17 protein-coding genes are annotated in these 19,031 nt (G+C 75.5%); 8 read left to right on the top strand and 9 right to left on the bottom strand.

Annotation, left to right across the window (positions count from 1 at the left end):
* The first annotated feature begins 9 nt into the window (after positions 1-9).
* Entirely contained in the window at positions 10-2,205 is a 2,196-nt protein-coding gene (locus tag ABEA15_RS12400) for a RecQ family ATP-dependent DNA helicase (protein ID WP_344148018.1), read from the top strand.
* Between the two features lie 138 nt (positions 2,206-2,343).
* Here the strand turns inward: ABEA15_RS12400 and ABEA15_RS12395 are convergent, their stop codons facing one another.
* Entirely contained in the window at positions 2,344-3,234 is an 891-nt protein-coding gene (locus ABEA15_RS12395; protein ID WP_345556761.1) for a carbohydrate kinase family protein, read from the bottom strand.
* A gap of 247 nt (positions 3,235-3,481) precedes the next feature.
* Here ABEA15_RS12395 and ABEA15_RS12390 point away from each other — a divergent pair, with 247 nt between their 5' ends.
* The 6 genes from ABEA15_RS12390 (at position 3,482) to ABEA15_RS12365 (ending at position 10,759) form a co-directional block, all read left to right on the top strand.
* Positions 3,482-6,211: a bifunctional acetate--CoA ligase family protein/GNAT family N-acetyltransferase gene (locus tag ABEA15_RS12390; protein ID WP_345556743.1), complete on the top strand. Its 2,730-nt coding sequence runs from the start codon at positions 3,482-3,484 to the stop codon at positions 6,209-6,211.
* Between the two features lie 353 nt (positions 6,212-6,564).
* The gene (locus ABEA15_RS12385; RefSeq protein ID WP_344148024.1) at positions 6,565-7,158 is read left to right on the top strand and encodes a DUF5998 family protein; all 594 of its coding nucleotides are present in this window, start codon (positions 6,565-6,567) and stop codon (positions 7,156-7,158) included.
* Positions 7,159-7,350: 192 nt separating this feature from the next.
* The gene (locus ABEA15_RS12380) at positions 7,351-8,490 is read left to right on the top strand and encodes an alkaline phosphatase family protein (RefSeq protein WP_345556742.1); all 1,140 of its coding nucleotides are present in this window, start codon (positions 7,351-7,353) and stop codon (positions 8,488-8,490) included.
* A 78-nt stretch (positions 8,491-8,568) separates the two neighbouring features.
* Positions 8,569-9,075: a peroxiredoxin gene (locus tag ABEA15_RS12375; protein ID WP_345556741.1), complete on the top strand. Its 507-nt coding sequence runs from the start codon at positions 8,569-8,571 to the stop codon at positions 9,073-9,075.
* A 155-nt stretch (positions 9,076-9,230) separates the two neighbouring features.
* On the top strand, positions 9,231-10,094 hold the full coding sequence (locus tag ABEA15_RS12370; protein ID WP_345556740.1) for an enoyl-CoA hydratase-related protein: 864 nt from the start codon (positions 9,231-9,233) through the stop codon (positions 10,092-10,094).
* Between the two features lie 8 nt (positions 10,095-10,102).
* Positions 10,103-10,759, top strand: a complete 657-nt coding sequence (locus tag ABEA15_RS12365) for an MBL fold metallo-hydrolase (protein ID WP_344147434.1) — start codon at positions 10,103-10,105, stop codon at positions 10,757-10,759.
* A 105-nt stretch (positions 10,760-10,864) separates the two neighbouring features.
* Here ABEA15_RS12365 and ABEA15_RS12360 read toward each other — a convergent pair whose 3' ends face one another.
* From ABEA15_RS12360 to ABEA15_RS12340, 5 genes are all read right to left on the bottom strand, one after another.
* Positions 10,865-11,338: a DUF5709 domain-containing protein gene (locus tag ABEA15_RS12360; RefSeq protein ID WP_344147431.1), complete on the bottom strand. Its 474-nt coding sequence runs from the start codon at positions 11,336-11,338 to the stop codon at positions 10,865-10,867.
* A 97-nt stretch (positions 11,339-11,435) separates the two neighbouring features.
* Positions 11,436-11,864 (bottom strand): DUF2203 domain-containing protein, encoded by a 429-nt coding sequence (locus tag ABEA15_RS12355; RefSeq protein WP_344147428.1) that lies wholly within the window; start codon positions 11,862-11,864, stop codon positions 11,436-11,438.
* Positions 11,865-11,948: 84 nt separating this feature from the next.
* On the bottom strand, positions 11,949-14,657 hold the full coding sequence (locus tag ABEA15_RS12350; protein ID WP_345556739.1) for a CHAT domain-containing protein: 2,709 nt from the start codon (positions 14,655-14,657) through the stop codon (positions 11,949-11,951).
* Positions 14,658-15,421: 764 nt separating this feature from the next.
* Positions 15,422-15,940: a hypothetical protein gene (locus ABEA15_RS12345; RefSeq protein ID WP_344147422.1), complete on the bottom strand. Its 519-nt coding sequence runs from the start codon at positions 15,938-15,940 to the stop codon at positions 15,422-15,424.
* Between the two features lie 44 nt (positions 15,941-15,984).
* Positions 15,985-16,665 (bottom strand): RNA polymerase sigma factor, encoded by a 681-nt coding sequence (locus ABEA15_RS12340; protein WP_345556738.1) that lies wholly within the window; start codon positions 16,663-16,665, stop codon positions 15,985-15,987.
* Positions 16,666-16,882: 217 nt separating this feature from the next.
* Between ABEA15_RS12340 and ABEA15_RS12335 the strand changes: the two genes are divergently transcribed.
* Positions 16,883-17,380, top strand: a complete 498-nt coding sequence (locus ABEA15_RS12335) for a DUF3145 domain-containing protein (RefSeq protein WP_344147416.1) — start codon at positions 16,883-16,885, stop codon at positions 17,378-17,380.
* 123 nt (positions 17,381-17,503) lie between these two features.
* Here ABEA15_RS12335 and ABEA15_RS12330 read toward each other — a convergent pair whose 3' ends face one another.
* The 3 genes from ABEA15_RS12330 to ABEA15_RS12320 all read right to left on the bottom strand — a co-directional run bounded on the left by ABEA15_RS12330 (position 17,504) and on the right by ABEA15_RS12320 (position 18,996).
* On the bottom strand, positions 17,504-17,950 hold the full coding sequence (locus ABEA15_RS12330) for a DUF1707 SHOCT-like domain-containing protein (RefSeq protein ID WP_344147413.1): 447 nt from the start codon (positions 17,948-17,950) through the stop codon (positions 17,504-17,506).
* A gap of 33 nt (positions 17,951-17,983) precedes the next feature.
* Positions 17,984-18,412 carry a DUF1707 SHOCT-like domain-containing protein gene (locus tag ABEA15_RS12325; protein ID WP_345556760.1) on the bottom strand — a complete coding sequence of 143 codons (429 nt, stop codon included), beginning with the start codon at positions 18,410-18,412 and terminating at the stop codon, positions 17,984-17,986.
* A gap of 155 nt (positions 18,413-18,567) precedes the next feature.
* Positions 18,568-18,996: a DUF1707 SHOCT-like domain-containing protein gene (locus ABEA15_RS12320; RefSeq protein ID WP_344147410.1), complete on the bottom strand. Its 429-nt coding sequence runs from the start codon at positions 18,994-18,996 to the stop codon at positions 18,568-18,570.
* Positions 18,997-19,031: the final 35 nt, after the last annotated feature.

The following is a 19,031-nucleotide window of genomic DNA, read 5'->3' as shown; positions in this document are numbered from 1 at the left end:
AAGGGTGCCATGGTGACCCCTGCGCCCTTCGGGGCGGAACCCGCGTCCGCGCTTCCCGCCGACCCCGCCGCGGCGGTCGCCGACCCCGCCGCCGACGCCGCGCTGCGCGATGCCGCAGAGGAGCGCCTGCGTGCACTCGCCGGCGAGTCCGCGCGGCTGCGCGAGGACCAGTGGAGCGCCATACGCGCCCTGGTGGCCGAGCGCCACCGCGCCCTGGTCGTGCAGCGCACCGGCTGGGGCAAGTCGGCGGTGTACTTCGTCGCCACCGCGCTGCTGCGCGCCGCCGGCGCGGGCCCCACGGTCATCGTCTCCCCGCTGCTGGCGCTGATGCGCAACCAGATCGCCGCGGCCGAGCGCGCCGGCATCCGCGCCCGGACCATCAACAGCGCCAACCTGGACGACTGGGAGGCGATCTACGCCGAGATCACCGCGGGCGCGGTCGACGTGCTGCTAGTCAGCCCCGAGCGGCTGAACAACCCCGACTTCCGCGACCGCGCGCTGCCCCGCCTGGCGGCGGGGGCGGGCCTGCTCGTCGTCGACGAGGCCCACTGCATCTCCGACTGGGGCCACGACTTCCGGCCCGACTACCGGCGCATCCGCACCCTGCTGAGCGGGCTGCCGCCGCAGACGCCCGTGCTGGCCACCACCGCCACCGCCAACGGCCGCGTCACCCGCGACGTCGCCGAGCAGCTGGAGACCGGCGACGGCGCCGCCACCCTGGTGCTGCGCGGCGGGCTGGACCGGCCGAGCCTGCGCCTGTCGGCGGTCGACCTGCCCGACACCCCCGCCCGGTGGAGCTGGCTGGCCCGCCACCTGGACGAGCTTCCGGGTTCGGGCATCGTCTACGCCCTCACCGTCGCCGCTGCCGAGGACACCGCCGCCTTCCTGGCCGAACGCGGCTACGACGTGCGGGCCTACACCGGCCAGACCGACCCCGAGGAGCGCCGCCGCGCCGAGGACGACCTGCTGGCCAACCGCACCAAGGCGCTGGTGGCCACCAGCGCGCTGGGCATGGGCTTCGACAAGCCCGACCTCGGCTTCGTGGTGCACCTGGGCGCGCCGCAGTCGCCGATCTCCTACTACCAGCAGGTCGGCCGCGCCGGCCGCGGCCTGGAGCGCGCCGAGGCGGTGCTGCTGCCCGGCCGCGAGGACCGCGAGATCTGGTCCTACTTCGCCTCGATGGCGTTTCCCGCCGAGGAGACCGTGCGCCAGGCCCTGGACGTCCTGGCCGAGGCGGGCGAGCCGATGTCGCTGCCGCGCCTGGAGACCCGGGTCGACCTGGGGCGCAGCCGACTGGAGCAGATGCTCAAGGTCCTCGACGTCGACGGCGCGGTGCATCGGGTGCGCGGCGGCTGGACCGCCACGGGCCGGCCGTGGGAGTACGACTCCGAGCGCTACGCCGCGGTCGCGGCGGCGCGCCGCCGCGAGCAGCAGGCGATGCTCGACTACATCGGCACCGACACCTGCCGCATGGAGTTCCTGCGCCGGCAGCTCGACGACCCCGGCGCCGAGCCGTGCGGCCGGTGCGACAACTGCGCGGGCTCCCCGTTCGCCGCGTCGGTCGCCGCCGAGGACCGCGAGGCCGCCGCGCGCCACCTCGACCGCCCCGGCGTGGCGGTGGCGCCGCGCAAGCAGTGGCCCACCGGAATGGCCGCGCTCGGGGTCGACCTGTCCGGCAAGATCCGCGCCGAGCGGCGACCCGCCGAGGGGCGCGCGCTGGCGCGGCTCACCGACATCGGCTGGGGCACCGAGCTGCGGCGGCTGCTGAACCCCGAGACCCCCGACGAGCCGGTGGGCGACCACGTGTTCACGGGCGTCGTCGACGTGCTCGCCGCCTGGCCGTGGGAGCGCCGGCCCGTCGGCGTGGTGGCGCTGCCGTCGCTCACCCGCCCGCGGCTGATCGCCGACCTCGCCGAGCGGCTGTGCGGGGTCGGCCGGCTGGAGCCCGTCGGCTCCCTCGCCTACGCCGAGCCCGAGGCGGGCACCGGAGCGCGCCGCCACAACAGCGCGCAGCGGCTGGCGCAGGTGTACCGGGCCCTGGCCGTGCCGCCGGCGGTGGCGGCGGCGGTCGGCGGACTGGGCGGCCCGGTGCTGCTGGTCGACGACCACACGGACACGGGCTGGACCCTGGCGGTCGCCGCCGGTCTGCTCACGGACGCAGGCGCCGAGGAGGTCCTCCCCCTGGTCCTGGCCGCGAAGAGCTGACAGCCGCGGCGCCGGCCCGCGGGCCGGCGCCGCGGTCGGCGGCTCGGGCGCAGTCCGCGCGCCGTCCCCGGCCTCCGCACGCGCCGCGCGGGTCGCGGTCCCGCCGGTGAAGGCCGGGCCGCACCCGGTCGGCGCAGGCTAGTCGCCCAGGTCGGGGCGAGCGCCCGGCTGGTGGAGTGCGCGGGCGGCGAGGGCCTGGGCGCGGGTGAGCGAGTCCTTGGGGTGCTTGCCGGCCAGCCAGGACGGCAGGAACCCGGCGATGAACGCGTCGCCGGCGCCGATCGAGCCCGGGGAGGGCTCCACCGGTTCGGCCGGCACGGTCTCCAGGTCGTCGCGGGTCTTGGAGGCCCACAGCGCGCCCTCGTCGCCCAGCTTGATCGCGACGTTGGGGTACCAGGCGGTGAGCACCTTGGCGGCCGCCTCGGGCTCCTCGCGGCCGGTCAGCACCTTGGCCTGCTGGGGGTTGGCGAACAGCAGCCGCGCGCCGTTGGTCCAGTCGAGGAAGTTCTCCGCGCCGGCGCGCTCCAGCGGGGCGTGCGAGCCGCCGTCCACCGAGATCGACATCCCGGACTCGCGCGCCATCCGCAGCGCCATGCGGGCGGCGCGGCGCGAGTCGGGGTTGATCAGCGTGAAGGCGGACATGTGCAGGTGGCCGTCGGGGCCGAACACGTCGCGGGGCAGGTCCTCGGGCTGCAGGCGGGCGTTGGCGCCCGGGTCGCTGAGCATGGTGCGGTCGCCCTTGTGGGTGATCATGACCACGCAGGTGCCGGTGGGCCGCTCGGGGTCCATGACGAGCCGGGAGTCGATCCCGTAGCCCATCAGCTCCATCTCGCGGGTGCGTCCGGTGATGTCGGATCCGCGCCGCCCCACGAAGGTGGTGTCGACGCCCTCCATCGCAAGCCAGGCCGCCACGTTGGCGCCGGACCCGCCACCGTAGGTCTGCACTGAGGAGGGGGTGTCGCTTCCGCGTGCGAGCGGGTAGAAAGCCCGCGCGACGCTGTCGGTCATGAGATCGCCGATCACGACCACTCGTGCCATTGCCTTGCCCACCACCTTGCGGTCCCGAATGGGGGACTATGCGCGACCATGCCCGAAGAGCCTGTGTGCAGACAGACGTTAACAGGTTAGGGGGAGACGTCGGGTAACGAAGTGGCAGAGCTGCGTGATATCGGACCCGCTGCCCGAAAACTCGATGGTGACCGGATCGCGAATCCGGAGCGGAACGGGCGGCGTGAGGTCCGCCACGCGCTCCGGCGACTCGAATAGGCTCAAAACCGTGCAGTCATACCCGAACCACTGGGAAGCCGACGTGGTCCTCACCGACGGCGGCACCGCGCACCTGCGTCCCATCACCGCTGATGACGGCGACCTGCTGCGCGCCTTCCACAGCCGCCTGTCGCCGGAGACCATCTACTACCGCTTCTTCGCGCCCTACCCCAAGCTCTCCGCGCGCGACGTGGACCGCTTCACCAACGTCGACTACGAGAGCCGGGTGGCGCTCATCGCCACCATCTCCGACGTCATGGTGGCGGTCGTGCGCTACGACAAGGTGGCCGAGGACGAGGCCGAGGTCGCCTTCGTGGTCGAGGACGGCCACCAGGGGCGCGGACTGGCCTCCGTGCTGCTGGAGCACATCGCCGCGGCCGCCACGGAGCGCGGCGTGAGCCGGTTCATCGCCGACGTGCTGCCGGAGAACCGGCGGATGATCAACGTCTTCCGCGAGGCCGGATACACCGCCCAGCAGTCCTTCGACGAAGGCGTCATCCGCCTCACCCTGGACCTGGAGCCCACACACGACGCCGAAGAGGTCATGCGCGCCCGCGAGCAGCGAGCGGAGTCGCGCTCGATCGCCCGCCTGCTCTTCCCCGCCTCGGTCGCGGTGATCGGCGCCAGCCGCACCGCGCACACCATCGGCCAGTCGGTGCTGCGCAACCTGCTCGACGGAGACTTCAAGGGCCCGGTCTACCCGGTGCACCCCACCGCCAAGGCGGTGGCGGGCGTGCGGGCCTACACCGGCATCCTCGACGTCCCCGACACGGTCGACCTCGCGGTGGTGGCGGTGCGCGCCGACATGGTCGTCGACGTGGTCGAGGAGTGCGCGCAGAAGGGCGTCCACGGGCTGGTGGTCGTCAGCTCCGGGTTCGGTGAGGCCGGTCCCGAGGGGCGCGAGCGCCAGGACGAGCTCGTGCGCACCGCACGCGCCGCCGGGATGCGGGTGATCGGCCCCAACTGCCTGGGCATCGCCAACACCGACCCCGGGATCTCGCTGAACGCCACCCTCGCGCCCTACGTGCCGCCGCGCGGGCCCATCGGGTTCTTCTCCCAGTCCGGCGCGCTGGGCCGGGCCATCCTGCAGAGCGTCGCCGGACGCGGTATGGGGCTGTCGACGTTCGTCTCGGCCGGCAACCGCGCCGATGTCTCCGGCAACGACCTCGTGCAGTACTGGCAGGAGGACCCCGCCACCAAGGTGGTGCTGCAGTACCTGGAGTCGCTGGGCAACCCGCGCAAGTTCACCCGGCTGGCGCGCCGGCTGGCCAAGCAGAAGCCCGTGGTGGCCGTGCGCAGCGGCGGGTCGTCCCAGGGGGTGCCCAGCGGGCACGCCGCGGGCGCGCTCTCGCTGCCCGACTACGCGGTGACCTCGCTGTTCGAGCAGGCGGGTGTCGTGCGCGTGGAGGACATCACCCAGATGTTCGACGTCGCCCAGCTCTTCGCCTACCAGCCCCTCCCGTCCGGGCCCCGGGTGGGCATCGTCGGCAACTCCGACTCCCTCGGACTGCTGGTCAAGGACGCCTCCGTGCGCCAGGGACTGCGCCCGCGCGAGCCGGTGGCCCTGGGCCCCAACGCCACCGCCGAGGACTTCGACGAGGCCCTGACCGCGGTGCTCGCCGACGACTCCGTCGACGCGCTGGTCGTGGTGTTCATCCCCGCCCTGACCCCCATCTCCGACGACGTCGCCGAGGTCATGCGGGCCAAGGCCGCCGCGGCGGACAAGCCCATCGTCACCACCTACCTCGGCTACCAGGGGCTGCCCGCCGAGCTGCGCCAGATCGGCGAAGGCGGCGAGACCGCGGCGGGCTCCGTGCCCTCCTACCCCGCGCCCGAGGACGCCGTGCGGGCGCTGGCCTACGCCACCCGCTACTCGCTGTGGCGCAACCGCGAGAGCGGCCGCCACCCCGAACTGGCCGACATCGACGGCGCGCGCGCCCGTTCCATCGTCGACCGGGCGCTGGGCAAGCGCGACGAGGAGCAGCGGGCCGAGGACCGGACGATCTGGTTCACCAGCGAGCCCGTGCAGAACGAGGAGTCCGCCGCCGACCGCGAGACCGCCTACGAGCTGCTGTCGTGCTACGGCATCGACGCCGTGCCCTATGTGCCGGTCTCCACCGAGCAGGAGGCCGTGCGGGCGGCCGAGGAGCTGGGCTACCCGGTCGTGGTCAAGGCCAACGCCCCCGACCTGCGGCTGCGCGCCGGCGGCACCGGCATCCGGGCCGACCTGCGCTCGGCCACCGACGTCAGCGGCGCGTTCACCGCCCTGGACGACCGGCTCGGCGCCGACGCCGACCTGGTGGTGCAGCCCATGGTCGTGCCGGGTGTGCCCACGGTCGTCCGCGCGGGCGAGAACCCCTCGTTCGGCTCGGTCGTGGGCTTCGGCCTGGCCGACGTCACGGCGGAGCTGCTCGACGACCGCGCGTTCCGGCTCGCCCCGCTCACCGACACCGACGCCGCGGACCTGGTGCACGCGGTGCGCGCGGCGCCGCTGCTGTTCGGCCTGCCCGCCGGAGCGACCAGCCTGGCCGAGCAGCCCGACGTCGAAGCGCTGCAGGAGACGCTGGTGCGGGTCTCACGGCTGGTCGACGCCTTCCCCGAGGTCGCCCACATCGAGCTGGACCCGGTGATCGTCAACTCCGCGGGCGCCCACGTACTGGGCGCACGCGTGTGGTTGCGGGAGCCGCCCGACCGGCGGATGGACTCCGGGCCCAGGCGGCTGCGCAACATCACCTTCTAGGGATCCGGCCCGCGCGTGATGCCGGGCCGGCCGGTGGTCCGGCCGATCAGGCCGGTTCGGGCTGGGGTTCGGGCTCCGGCGGCAGCGGTCCCGGCCCGGGGCCCGGCTCCGGGTCCGGGGGATCCGGAACGGGGTCGGGCGGCAGCGGCCCCGGCTCCGGCAGCGGCGGGCCGCCCGGCTCCGGAGGGTCCGGCACTGGAGGCACGGTTGCGTACATGCCACGGGGACTACCCGCAATCGCCGTGCTTTCCACTTCCGCGGGCGGGCCGACGGTGCGGGGGGCGACCGGGCGCGCGGCGATCCGCGGGGGCGGGCGGGTGCGATCCGTCTCCAGAAGAAGGCAGGATGGAACCATGAGGAAAACGCGTGCCGTGTCCACCGACTGGCGCTCGGAGGTCGAGCGCAGCGGCTACTACCCGGCCCTGGTAATCGACGCCGTCGCCACAGCCCTCGGCGACGAAGGGGCCGAGGCCTTCGTCGTCCACCACGAGGCCACCTTCGACCCCGCTCTGGAGATGCGGCGGCACATCACCGTTCTGATCCTGACCCCGACCCGGCTGATCGTCTGCCACACCGACGAGCATCCGCCCGCCGAAGCGGGGGGCCGCCCGCACGCGTCCACCACCACCGACGCGATCCGGCTCGGCAACATCCAGTCCGTTGCGCTCACCCGGGTGGTCTCCGACCCCGCCAACTACGTGCCGGGCACCATGCCCAGCGAGGCCGTGCTCAGCATCGGCCTCGGCGTCAGTCCCGGCGCCATCGCCAACGTCGACCTCGAACCCGCCTCGTGCAACGACGAGTCCTGCGAGCTCGACCACGGCTACACCGGTGCCATCACCGCGGAGCCGCTGACGGTGCGGGTCAGCCAGACCGCGGACGGCGCCGACTCGGTGACCAACCTGATCCACTTCACCGACGCGCTGTGCGAGGCCACCGGCACCTGAGCACCCGCGCGCGGGCGGGCCCGTGCGCGCCGGGAACTCGGGGACGGCCGGATTCGGGGCCGCGGCAGAGCAGGCGGAGCGGTGCGGGGAGCGGCGGCCGGGCGGCCCGGACCGCGACACCCGCCGCCGTGCCGACCGAGCAGCACACCACGGGGAACCAGCCGCCAGGCGACACCAGTGAAGGGACCGCCCGTGCCCGTACGCACCGATGACCTCAGCACACCCCGCTACGAGGCATCGCTGGCCTCGCTGACCACGTCGGTCCTGGCGTCCCTCGGAGTCGCGGGAGAGGCCGACCTGCTGGGCCTCCCTCCGGTTCGGCGGGCCTGCGTCCTGCTGGTGGACGGGATGGGCTGGGAACTGCTGCGCGAGTACCGCGTGCACGCGCCGTTCCTGGCGACCCTGCTGGAGTCCGGCACCCCCCTCGCCGCCGGATGCCCCACCACCACTGCCACCAGCCTGGCCACCATGGGCACCGGTCTGGTGCCCGGCCACCACGGCATCGTCGGCTACCAGGTCGCCGTGCCCGGTACCGAGCGCGTGCTCAACCAGCTGCGGTGGGGCGACCCCGAGGTCGTCCCCGAGGACTGGCAGCCGCACACCACCGCCTACGAACGCGCCGAACGCGCCGGCGTGCGCACCGCCTACATCGCCGACGAGGCCTACCGGGGCAGCGGGCTGAGCCGCGCCTCGGCGCGCGGCTCCCGCTACGTCGGCGCCGACAGCATCACCGAGCTGGCCGTGCGCGCCGGCGAGGCGCTGGAGGGCGACGACCGCGTGCTGGCCTTCGTCTACCACTCCGACCTCGACTCCTACGGCCACCTCTGCGGCGTCGACTCCCCGTACTGGCGGCTGCACCTGGGCTACGTCGACCGCCTCGCCGAGCAGATCGCCGACTCGCTGCCGCCCGACACCGCGCTCTACATCACCGCCGACCACGGCATGGTCGACACCGCGCCCGGCACCCGCATCGACATCGAGTCGGGGCCCGCCTTCAACGCGGGGGTGCGCCTGCGCGCCGGCGAGCCGCGCCTGCGCCAGATCTACACCCGCGACGGCGCGGCCGCCGACGTCGCCGCGGCCTGGCGCGAACTGCTCGGCACGCGGGCCCGGGTCCTCACCCGCGACGAGGCGCTTGCGGAGGGCCTGTTCGGCGACGTCGAGGAAGCGGTGCGGCCGCGCATCGGCGACGTCCTCGCGCTTGCCCGCGGCAACACCGCCCTCATCGCGCCGGAGTCCGAGCGCACGATCAGCCGGCTGGTCGGCCACCACGGCTCCCTGACCGCCGCGGAGCTGCACGTGCCTCTGCTGCGGGTCACCGCCGCGCCGTAGCCGGTGCGGGGCGGCGCCGGGCGACCGGGGCGGGGTCCCTCTTCTGCGGAGTCGGCGGCGCCATCTAGGGTGGCGGTCGTGGACACTGTGGACATCGGAGCCCCCGCTCCCGACTTCGAGCTGCACGACCAGGACGGCACGGCCCGCACGCTGCACGGGATGCTGGCCGAGGGCGGCCCGGTGGTGCTGTTCTTCTACCCCGCGGCCATGACGCGCGGGTGCACGGCCGAGAGCTGCCACTTCCGCGACCTCGCCGCCGAGTTCGCCGAACTGGGCGCCCAGCGCGTGGGGATCAGCGCCGACGACGTCGGCACCCAGCGCGCCTTCGCCGACGAGCACGGCTTCGGGTATCCGCTGCTGTCCGACCCCGACGGCGCGGTCGCCCGCGCTTACGGCGTCCGCCGCGGGGGACCGCTCGCCGCGCTGTCGCCGATCCGCCGCAGCACGTTCGTGATCGACACCGACGGGCGCATCCTGCACGTCGTGCGCAGCGAGCTGCGCATGCAGGCCCACGCCGACGGCGCCCTGCGCGCGCTGCGGGAGCTCCGCCGGCACGGCGAGGCGCCGCGGGAGCGCGAGGACTGAGGCGGCGGCCGCACAGCGGGCCGCACTCCCCTCGGGACCCTCCGCCGGGCGCCGACCGGGGGCGGGGCGCCGTCCCGCACGGCCGCGGCTGCGCAGGCACCGGCGAACCCGCCGGCAGGCACGGGTCAGCAAAACACGGAAGGGGCCGCCGGAACATGGCGGAGCAGAACGAGGCAGCGACAGGATCCGCGGCGCAGGCGTCCAACGGTCCGGGAAGCGGAGGGGGCGCCGCAGGCGAACGGCCGCCGGTGCGCCGGTCCGCGGAGCGGGGCGTCGCGGTGATCACCCTGGACTCCCCCGCCAACCGCAACGCGCTCTCCGCGCGGCTGCGGGCCGCCCTGGCGTCCGAGCTGGCGGCCGCGATGGCCGACGACACCGTGCGCGCGGTGCTGCTCACCGGCGAGGGGCCGGCCTTCTGCGCCGGCGCCGACCTCAAGGAGGTCGCCGCCGAACGCGCCGGAAACCCGCCGGCCGTCTCCGCGCCCGGCATGCCCGAGCTGTTCTCGGCGATCATGGATGCACCCAAGCCGGTGGTCGCCAAGCTCAACGGCCCCGCCCGCGCCGGCGGGATCGGGTTGGTCGCGGCGGCCGACATCGCCATCGCCCCCGAGGACGCCACCTTCGCGTTCACGGAGGTGCGCATCGGCGTCGTTCCGGCGATCATCTCGGTTCCCGTCGCCGCCCGCATGCACGACCGCCAGCTCGCCCGCTACTTCCTCACGGGCGAGGCGTTCGGCGCCGCCGCGGCGGCCGAAGCCGGTCTGGTGACCTCGGCGGTGCCCCGCGAGGGCCTCGACCAGGCGGTCGAGGCGGTGCTGGACGGCTTGCGCAGTGCGGCGCCCGGCGCGCTGAGCCGGACCAAGAGCCTGCTGGGCAGCGCCGGCCCGGTGGGACCGGACGAGCGCGCGGCCGCGTTCGCCCGCATGGGGGAGCTGTCGGCCGAGTACTTCGCGAGCGAGGACGCGGCCGAGGGCCGCGCAGCGTTCCTGGAGAAGAGATCGCCGAGTTGGGTGCTGTAATGGACGACGTGACTTACTCAGGAGATACGCGGGTCGGCGGACCCGCCGACGTACGTGAACTGCAGGAGCTCACCATCAGCAAGCTGGCGGTGGGGCCCATGGACAACAACGCCTACCTGCTCCGGTGCCGCCGCACCGGCGAGGCGGTGCTGATCGACGCGGCCGCCGAGGCCGACCGCATCCTGGAGATGCTCATCGGCGAGGGCGGCCTGGCCCGCGCCATCACCACCCACCGCCATCCCGACCACTGGGGCGCGCTGGCCGAGGTGGTCGGCACCACGGGCGCGCGCACCGTCGCCCACCCCGACGACGCCGACGAGCTCCCGATCTCGGTGGACGAGCCCGTCGAGCACGGCTCGCGCGTCCCCGTGGGGGAGTCCGAACTCCAGGTCGTCCACCTGCGCGGGCACACCCCCGGCTCGATCGCGCTGCGCTACGACGAGCCCGGCGGCCGGACGCACCTGTTCACCGGCGACAGCCTGTTCCCCGGCGGGGTCGGCAAGACCGCGGGCGCCCCCGAGTTCGGGTCCCTCATCGACGACGTCGAGGAGCGCGTCTTCGGCGTCCTCGGCGACGACACGTGGGTCTACCCGGGCCACGGCAAGGACACCGTCCTCGGCGCGGAGCGCCCCAGCCTCCCCGAATGGCGCGCCCGCGGCTGGTAGCGCAGGCGTGTACCGACTCGGCGCGGTCCCCGGTGCGCGCGCCGGGGACCCGCGGCCGCCCGGCGGGGCCCGTACGGGCAGGCGGCCGCACGGGGCCGGGGACCGCTACGGCAGCCCGCGGGGCTCCTCGGACTCGTCCTCCTCGTGCACCGCGCTCTCCTCGGCGCTGTAGGCGCGGCGGTCGGCTCCGGCGTCGCGCGCGACCATGGTGTCCTCGCTGTCCTCGCGGACGCCCTCGTCGGACTCGACGACGCGCACGCCGCCCGTCTCCTGCTCGGGACCCGGGGGCGGGAACTCGTCGGCCGTGCGGGCGGTGCTTCCGAGGGCACCGGGCACGTCGGGCTGCTCGCGGGCGAGCGCCTCGTCGAGCGGCTCACCCGATTCCTCGAACGGGACGCCCGACTCCTTCTCCGTGCCGGTCGAGCCGGACTCGTCGATCGCCGTGGGCACCCGGCCCGGCAGCGGCTGGTCCTCGGTGGTGTCCTCCTGGGCCGGCAGCCCGGCCTCCTCCCAGTCGGCGGCGGTCTCGTTGACCGGGTCGGCCGGGTGCTCGTTCTCCTCCGGGCGGTTCTCGCTCATGGCCGCCCACTATCCCCGCAGCGGGGGGTCTAATCGCCCGCTGACCTGGGGTGCGTTCGCGCGCCGCCGGTCCGCGCGGTCCTCAGCGGGCCGCAGCTCAGAAGGGGGAGGCCCGGTCGGGCAGCGGCCGGCGGGCGACGAAGCCGAGGTCGGTGCGGTGGTACCAGCCGAGCTCGGCCTCGCCCTCCAGCCAGCACAGCCGAACCGAGACTCCGTCGAGCATGGCGGGGAAGTCGATCAGCAGCGGGGCGATGCCCTTGACCTCGATGCCGTTGTCGACGAACCAGCTCTGCAGCTCCATCAGCCGCGCTTCGGCGGCCTTCATCTCGGCACGCCCGCCCAGCGCCGACTCGCCGCCGCGCAGGTCGGAGGCGAGCTCGGCGAGGTCGGCGCGCAGGGTGACCAGCTCACCGGCCTTGCGCCGGACCTCGGGCATCAGCTCGCGCGCCTCGGCGAGGGTGAACACGCGCGGCTCGTTGCCGGATCCGGAGAACGGGTCGGCGGGGGGCGGTGCGGCATCGTCCATACCCGCACGCTAGACCATTCCCGGACCGCGGTTCGCGGGGCGGGACCGGGCAGGACCGGGCGGGCCCGGCAGCGCCGGGTGGCGTCATCCCGCGCCGTAGCAGACGAACCCGGCCCCGGCGAGGTGGTCGGCCACGGCGCGCGCCGGGGGGACGCCCGCGCGCAGCGCCGCGTGGAAGGCCAGCATCGCCGGTCCGATCCCGTGGTCGCTGACCGGCAGGACACCGGCGACCACCACCCGGCCGCCCATCGCGAGCAGGGCAGCGGCCATGCCCAGAGGCGCACCGGAGGACGCCGGGGCCGACCCGCCGACCCAGCACGACGACAGGACAGTGACCCGCGGCGCCCGGGACAGGCGCTCGACGTCGTAGGCGAACAGCGGGCCGTCCTCCAGCAGCATCGCCGAGAGCATCGGGGCCTGCGCCGACACCGAGCCGTGGGCGGCCAGGTGGGCGACGTCGGCCCCCTCCATACCGCGCAGCACGGGTGCCACGCGGACCGCCGGGCCGTGCAGCGCCTCGGCCGGCGGATACACCGGGGCGAGCGCGCGCACCTCGTCCGCCGCGCCCGCAGGCGCCCCGCCCGCGGCCAGCAGCGCGCGGGGGGCCGCTGCGAGCCGGCCGCCGCCGCGCTCGCCCGCGTCCTCGCCGCAGCGGGCCAGCCACGCGCGGCCGGACGGCGCCACGCTGACCTCCCGTCCCCGCAGGCTCGGCAGCAGGCCCCAGGGCAGCGCCTGCGCGGCCGGGGACGGCACGACGACCAGCGGACGGTCGCCGACGGCCTCGGCGACCGGCGCGAGCAGCAGGCGCTCGACCAGGTCGGAGGCCGCGCCTCCGCCGCCGCGCACCGCGCGTCCGCGCCGCCCTTCGGCCAGCACCCGCGCGCGGGCGGCGTAGGCGAGCTTCGCGGCCGCGTCCTCGACGGCCCCCGCACCCGGCAGCGGATGCAGGCGTGTGCGGCCGTCGACCACGGTGATCGCGGCGTCGGCGCCGTGCACGCGAACGTAGCGGACGAACGCGCGGTTCCCCAGCGGCTCCGCCAGCGCGTCCGCCGACGGAAGGCCAATGTCGGCGGCTCCGGCGTCGTCGGCGTCGTCGGCGGCCATGCAGGCGGCGTGCCATTGGGCGCCGGACAGGGCGTCGGCGAGCACGGACAGCTCGCGCCGGGCCCACGCCTCGCCGAGGCGGGCGCGGACGTGCGCTTCCCGGTAGCGGTCCAGCAGCCGCACCCACGCGGCGTCGCGGCACGGCCCCGCGGGTGCGGCCGGAGCGGATGCGAACTCGACCCACTCCAGCGCGGCGGCGGCGTCGCCCTCGCGGATGGCCACCCGCGCCCCCGCCGCGGCCACCTCGCGCCGGTGGGTGCGCGCATGCACCAGCAGCTCCAGGTGCCGGACGGGCCGGAGACCGGCGGTGCGGCCGGCAAGCCGCCCGCGCGCCGCACGGTGGTCGCCCGCCGCGAGCGTCCTCAGCGCCGCCGCCTCGCGCGCCGAGGGCAGCATCGACGACACCGGCCCCAGCGGGGCGCTTTGCACGCAGTGGGCCAGCGCCGTCGCGGTCTCGGCGGTGTCCGCGCAGCCGCTGGCGGCCCACGCAGGCGGCGGGCCGCCGACCGGGCCGTCGTCCTCGCGGTCGGCGCGCGGGAGCGGCACGGAGGTCCCGCCGGTCGGCCGTCCGGGGTGCGGCGTGCCGTCGCCGGAACGCGCCGCGGGACCCGCACCGCCGAACCCGCCGCGTTCGCCACGGCGGACCGCGCGACCCGCCGAGGAACGGGAGAACGGCCGCGCGGCCGGCCGCCGGGCGGGCGCCGCGCTGTGGCGTGCCGCCCATTCCACCAGGCCGGCCAGCTCGACCCAGAGCGAGTCGGCCGGGAAGGCGCGCCGCAGCCTGCGGGCGATGTCGCGGGCCGCTCCGGTATCGCCGTCGGCCAGCAGCACCTTGGCCCGCAGCAGCCCCGAGGTGGCGGCCTCGGCGGTCGCGCGGCCGCCGCGGAACAGCCCGGCGGCGGCGCCCAGCTCGCCCAGGCCGCCCAGCGCACGCGCGGCCTCGCGGTGCATCCCCGCGGCGAGCAGCGCGTCGGCGTGGTCCATGCGCACCGAAGGGCGCCGACCCGGCGGAACCAGCCGCTCGGCCGCACCGAAGCACGAGACCGCGCGCGCGAGGTCGCCCGTGCGCACCGACAGGCAGCCGAGGTTCTGCAGCGCCACGCCCCGCAGGCACGCCTGCCCGTCCTCGGCGGCGCCGGCGAGCGCCCTCTCCAGATCGGCGGCGGCCTCGTCGAGCCGTCCGGCGTACATCAGCGCGAGGCCGCGGTTGCTGAGAACACCGGGGAGCAGGTGCCCCTCGGCGTCGCCGTCCAGTGCGGCCAGGGCGGCGTCGAACCGGGCGCGTGCGGCGCCGAAGCGCCCGCGCTGAGCGGCGGCGAGGCCGTGGTGGGTGAGCACCGTGGCGCGCGCCGAGGAGGTGTCGGCGCTCAGCCGCGCGAGCGCCTCGGCCGCCACGCCGCCGCTGCCGCGCAGCGCCAGCAGGCCGAGGCGGGACGCGCGGGCGTGGGCCGCGCTCTCGGCGTCGCCCGCCCGCGCGGCGACGGCGGCCGACTGGCGCAGCAGGCGCTCGGCGGCGGCCGGCTCGCCGAGCTCGCGGCGGGCCACACCCAGCATCCGCAGGGCGACCGAGCGCGTCGTGGGATCGCAGTCGCCGTCGAGCACCTCCTCGGCCCGGCGTCGGGCGAGGTCGGGGTCCCGGGCCACGAGTGTCACCGGGTGCGAGGCGCCGTCGAGCCGCCCAGAGGCCATGGGGGAGTGCCTTTCGCCGTGGGTGCGGGGGAGTGCGAAGAAGCGGATGAGGAGGACACGCGGCCGCCGCCCGCCGTTTCCGGTGCGGGGCGCCACAGACAGTACTAAGCCGGTTACGCGCGCGTGTAGGTCGAAGAGCGGACCTGTCGGATTCGCCCCATAGGCCGCCCGGCCGTGTCGCCGCCAACCGGGACATTCCACCCCGCAGGACCGCGCCCGGAACCACGCCCGGCGGCCCGCCGCAACCCCCCGGCCCGGTGACCGCACCGCCGCCCCGCCCCGCCTTGGGTTTGGGCGGGGGCTCATCGACGGGTGTGGCGTGTTCTCGGCGGCAGGCTTTTTCGCTCCTTGCGCGCTGCGCGCCCGACCGCCGTGGACCCGGGGCCCGCTTCGGGCGGCTTCCGAAGGGGCCGTGTCGCGCGGCGGTTCGGCGTTGAGCGCGGCCAGCGCGGTAAGCGCGGTAAGCGCGGACGGGTGCGGGGAGCCGGGTGGCGGTGCCCGGCGATGGCAGGCGGGAGCGCTCGCCCCGCCCCCTCGGCGCGGCTGCGGGTGGCGGAGGGTTCGCGGCGGCGCCCTCGCCGGGGCGGACCCGCTGAGGGACACGGTGTGCGCCATGCCCGGCTCGCAGGCCACGGCGGTCCCGCTCGCCTGCCGCTCTCGGCGGTGCCCCAACGGTGCGGGCGGAGGTCGGAGCCGGGTCGCGGGGACGGCGCCCGGGCGATGGGGCGGGTGCTCCGCGTGCGGGTCCGTGCGCCGCGGACGGCTCAGACGGTCAGCCAGGGTGTGGTTACCGGGGCTGCGCCGGGGCGGTGCAGCACGAGGCTGACCGGGCCCGCGGGGACCTCGGCGGCCACGAAGGCGCCGTGCTCGTCGACCGGGAAGAGCGCGCTGCCCCGAGCGGTGCGGACCTCAGCCGTGGTCGCGCCCGGCGGGTCGACGCTTCCGACGAGGGTGCGGTGGTCGTCGATGGACGTGACCTCCAGTCCCAGCGCGGCGCCGGGGGCGTCGAAGCGCAGGTAGCGGGGCGCCTCGGCGAGGGCGGCGTCGCGGACCGCGGTGGGCGGCGTGTCCGCGGAGTCGTCGGTGATCTCCGTCATCACCGCGTCGTCGCGGCGCGCCGCGTAGGCCGCCCCGGCCGCCGCCCGCACCTGCGCGCCGACCCGGCCCGCGGGCCCGTGCTCGGCCTCCAACTCGGCGACGAGGCGGTCGAGATCGGGCTCGCCGCCATCGCCCTCGCGGTGCTGAGCGGGAAGCGGGCTGTCGGGCGCGTCGCTGCCGGTCATGCGGGGTACCTCCTGCCTGCCCTGAGGCCGTGCCGGCCCTGTGCCTACTGCCTGCCGGTGCCCGACCGGCGGGGCGCGGAGCTGTCGGGGGCCGCCGGCTCCGCTGGAGCCGCCCGGCCGGCCTTGCCGTCGCGCGCCCGTTCGCGGCCGGCCCCGCGGTCGTGCCCGTAGCCCTGTTCCGCGAGCGACCGCTGGAGCCGGCGGCGGACCCGGCGGCGCACCGCGGGCACCTCCGCGGGGCTCAGGCCCGCGAACTCGGCGATCTCGGCGGCCGGTGACCGTGGGGCGTGCAGTTCCAGCACCGCCACCGTCCGGTCGGGCTCTCCCAGCGCGGCGATGGCGCGGCGCACCAGCCGGTCGCGCTCGGCCGCGACGGCCGCCGCCTCCGGGCTGCGGTGGTCCACCGCGTGCAGCCGCTCGGGATCGGCGGGCGGCGCGCGCCGGGCGAGCCTGAGGAGTCGGCCGCACTCGCGCCGGGTGGCGGTGGCCAGCCAGGGACCGACGCTCTCCGGTGTGCGGATCCGGGACAGGTGCTCGGCCAGGTTGGACCACACGGTCTGCTCGGCGTCCTGGGCGTCGTGCGGAGACAGGCCGTGGCTGCGCACGACGGCGTGGACGCGTGCGGCGAACCGGTTCATCAGCGCCTCCCACGCCGTGTCGTCGTCGCACAGGGCGCGCTTCACCAGCTCGCCCGTCGAGACCTCGGCGTAGGACTGGTCAGCCACCCGCACCCCCAGTAGACTCACTGCTCCCGCCTCGCGCGCACGGCAACAGTAGCCGCTCGCCTGAGGGGAAGCGGGGGAAACACCGGATCCGCCCGTGGTGGACCTGGTGCCGATGGTGCCGATGGGGCACAATGGGCTCAGGAAAATCCAGGACGGACAGCTCCTCTTCGGGTACGAGGGCGTCGGGGAAGCGCACTCGTTCGTATCAGGAGGTTCGGTGTCCGCACGTGGCGTCTTGTACGTCCACTCCGCGCCTGCGGCGCTGTGCCCACACGTCGAGTGGGCGGTCGCGGGTGTGGTTGGCGTGCCTGTGAAACTCGACTGGAGCGCCCAGCCGGCGGCTCCCGGTGCTCATCGCGCCGAACTCAACTGGCAGGGGACTCCGGGCACCTCGGGTGCCATCGCCTCGGCGCTCAACGGTTGGCAGAAGCTGCGCTACGAGGTCACCGAGGAGGCCACCCCCGGCTGCGACGGCGTGCGCTACAGCTACACGCCGGCCCTGGGTATCTTCACCGCCGTCACCAGCGCCGCCGGCGAGGTGATGGTCTCCGAGTCGCGGCTGCGCAACGCCGTCGAGCGCGCCCAGGCCCAGGAGGGCATCGACCTCACGAACGAGCTGGACCGGCTCACCGGGCGGGTCTGGGACGAGGAGCTCGAACCGTTCCGCTACGCGGGCGACGGTGCCCCGGTCCGCTGGCTGCACGCCGCGGGCTGAGCGGCCCGCGGCCGTTCGCGTCCGTCGCAGGGACGCCCCGCCGCACGCGTGCGGGGCGCTCGGTCCGACGAAGCCCGCCGCCGCGACCGACCGCGGTCGACCGCGGTCGGCCGGGGCGGCGGCCTAGCAGCCGTCGCGGTGTCGGTCGCCCGCGGTTCCGGCGATCGCGCCCGCCAGGGTGAACAGGAACATGAACCCGATGGGGATCATCGGCCAGAACAGCAGCGGCTCGGCGGCGATGACGCTCGTGACCCCCCAGATCCCGATGAGGATCACCGATATGGCGGCCAGCCCGCGCCAGGGCTCCAGCCGGTCGTGCCATTCGGTGCTGCGCCCGTTGCGGACTGCGGGCTCGGCCGGCTCGGGAACCGCCGGAGGCTCCGGAAGGTCGCGGGTCAGCGGCCACAGCTCGCCCATGGTCTTCGCGCGGATCGCCGTGTTCAGGCGCTCCTGGTACTCGTCGAGGTCGAGCCGGCCCTCACGCAGGGCGACGGCCAGGCGCTCGGCGCAGGCGTCGCGGTCGGAGTCCGCGGCCCGCATCTGGTCCGGGGGCAAGTACTGATCGTCCATGCTCGTCGATCCCTCCAGCCGGAGTGGTGACGCTCATCTGCGCGACCCGGAGTTCTCATCGGGCCAGATGGCGGCGGCGACCAGGATCGCCGCCCAGATACCCAGCGGGACCAGCGGCCAGTACGGCAGCAGGTCGCCGCCCATGATGCTGGTGACCCCCCAGATGCCGCTCATGATGACCGCACCCCCGAGCCACCATCGCCACTCGTCTACCCAGTCTTTCCACGGAGATACCAGGGAAGAGCGGGATGAGCCGACGGGCACGGGTTCGGAGTCGTCGCGCTCGGCCGGGGGCGGAGGCTCCGGGAGGTCCGCTGTGAGCGCCCGCAGCTGACCGACGACCACGGCGCCCATCGCCTCGTCCAGTCGGCGCTCGTATTCGTCGAGGTCGAGACGGCCTTCGGAGAGCGCCGTCGCGAGGCGTTCGGCGCAGGCATCGCGGTCGGCATCCGAAGCGCGCATCCGGCTCACCGGGACGCGTTCCTCGTCCAACGCCCACCCCCTGCCGCACGATGATGGGAATTTCACGATACGCCGCGCACGCGCGGGAGAAAAGCGGCGGAGCTGAGGGGCGGGTGCAGCGGGAGGTGCGAGCGGCGGAGTGCGGGGCCTTCGGGTCAGCGGCGGCAGCCGCCGCCGGAGAAGAGAACCACGGCCCAGATGGCGAGCGGCATCGCCGGCCAGAAGTACTGCAGATCGCCCGAGGCGACGCTGGTGACCAGCCAGATGGCGATCATCAGCACGGCCCCGCCCGTCCAGGTCTGCCACCTGCCGGTGCGCTCCCGCCAGGAGGGCGGGGCGTTCTCCGCGCCGGTGCGGGCGAGGTCGACCGGGCCTTTGCCGGGGGTATCGGGGTCGGGGAGGTCGACGGTCAGCGGGACGAGGTCGCCCCTGGTGACGGCGCCCATCGCCGAGTCGAGCCGAGTCTGGTACTCGGCCATGTCCAGGCGGCCCTCCGACAGCGCGGTGGACAGCCGGCGCGCGACGGCGTCGCGGTCGGCGTCCGAAGCGCGGAGCTCATCGTGCGGCGTGAGATCGGCACTCACCTTTCACGCCTCCTCCCGGTCTCTCCGATTCCCTT

The sequence above is a fragment of the Streptomonospora halophila genome (assembly GCF_039542725.1).
GTDB lineage: Bacteria > Actinomycetota > Actinomycetes > Streptosporangiales > Streptosporangiaceae > Streptomonospora > Streptomonospora halophila.
Note: the sequence above shows the minus strand (reverse complement) of the source record. Positions and strands in the feature narration are given on the sequence as shown.

What these genes read in the sequence shown, in the direction of transcription:
- ABEA15_RS12385 (WP_344148024.1), top strand. Translation starts at nt 6,565, where the DNA reads ATGAGGAAAACGCGTGCCGTGTCCACCGACTGGCGCTCGGAGGTCGAG.
- ABEA15_RS12355 (WP_344147428.1), bottom strand. Translation starts at nt 11,864, where the DNA reads ATGGACGATGCCGCACCGCCCCCCGCCGACCCGTTCTCCGGATCCGGC.
- ABEA15_RS12350 (WP_345556739.1), bottom strand. Translation starts at nt 14,657, where the DNA reads ATGGCCTCTGGGCGGCTCGACGGCGCCTCGCACCCGGTGACACTCGTG.
- ABEA15_RS12325 (WP_345556760.1), bottom strand. Translation starts at nt 18,412, where the DNA reads ATGCGCGCTTCGGATGCCGACCGCGATGCCTGCGCCGAACGCCTCGCG.
- ABEA15_RS12360 (WP_344147431.1), bottom strand. Translation starts at nt 11,338, where the DNA reads ATGAGCGAGAACCGCCCGGAGGAGAACGAGCACCCGGCCGACCCGGTC.
- ABEA15_RS12330 (WP_344147413.1), bottom strand. Translation starts at nt 17,950, where the DNA reads ATGGACGATCAGTACTTGCCCCCGGACCAGATGCGGGCCGCGGACTCC.
- ABEA15_RS12345 (WP_344147422.1), bottom strand. Translation starts at nt 15,940, where the DNA reads ATGACCGGCAGCGACGCGCCCGACAGCCCGCTTCCCGCTCAGCACCGC.
- ABEA15_RS12400 (WP_344148018.1), top strand. Translation starts at nt 10, where the DNA reads ATGGTGACCCCTGCGCCCTTCGGGGCGGAACCCGCGTCCGCGCTTCCC.
- ABEA15_RS12370 (WP_345556740.1), top strand. Translation starts at nt 9,231, where the DNA reads ATGGCGGAGCAGAACGAGGCAGCGACAGGATCCGCGGCGCAGGCGTCC.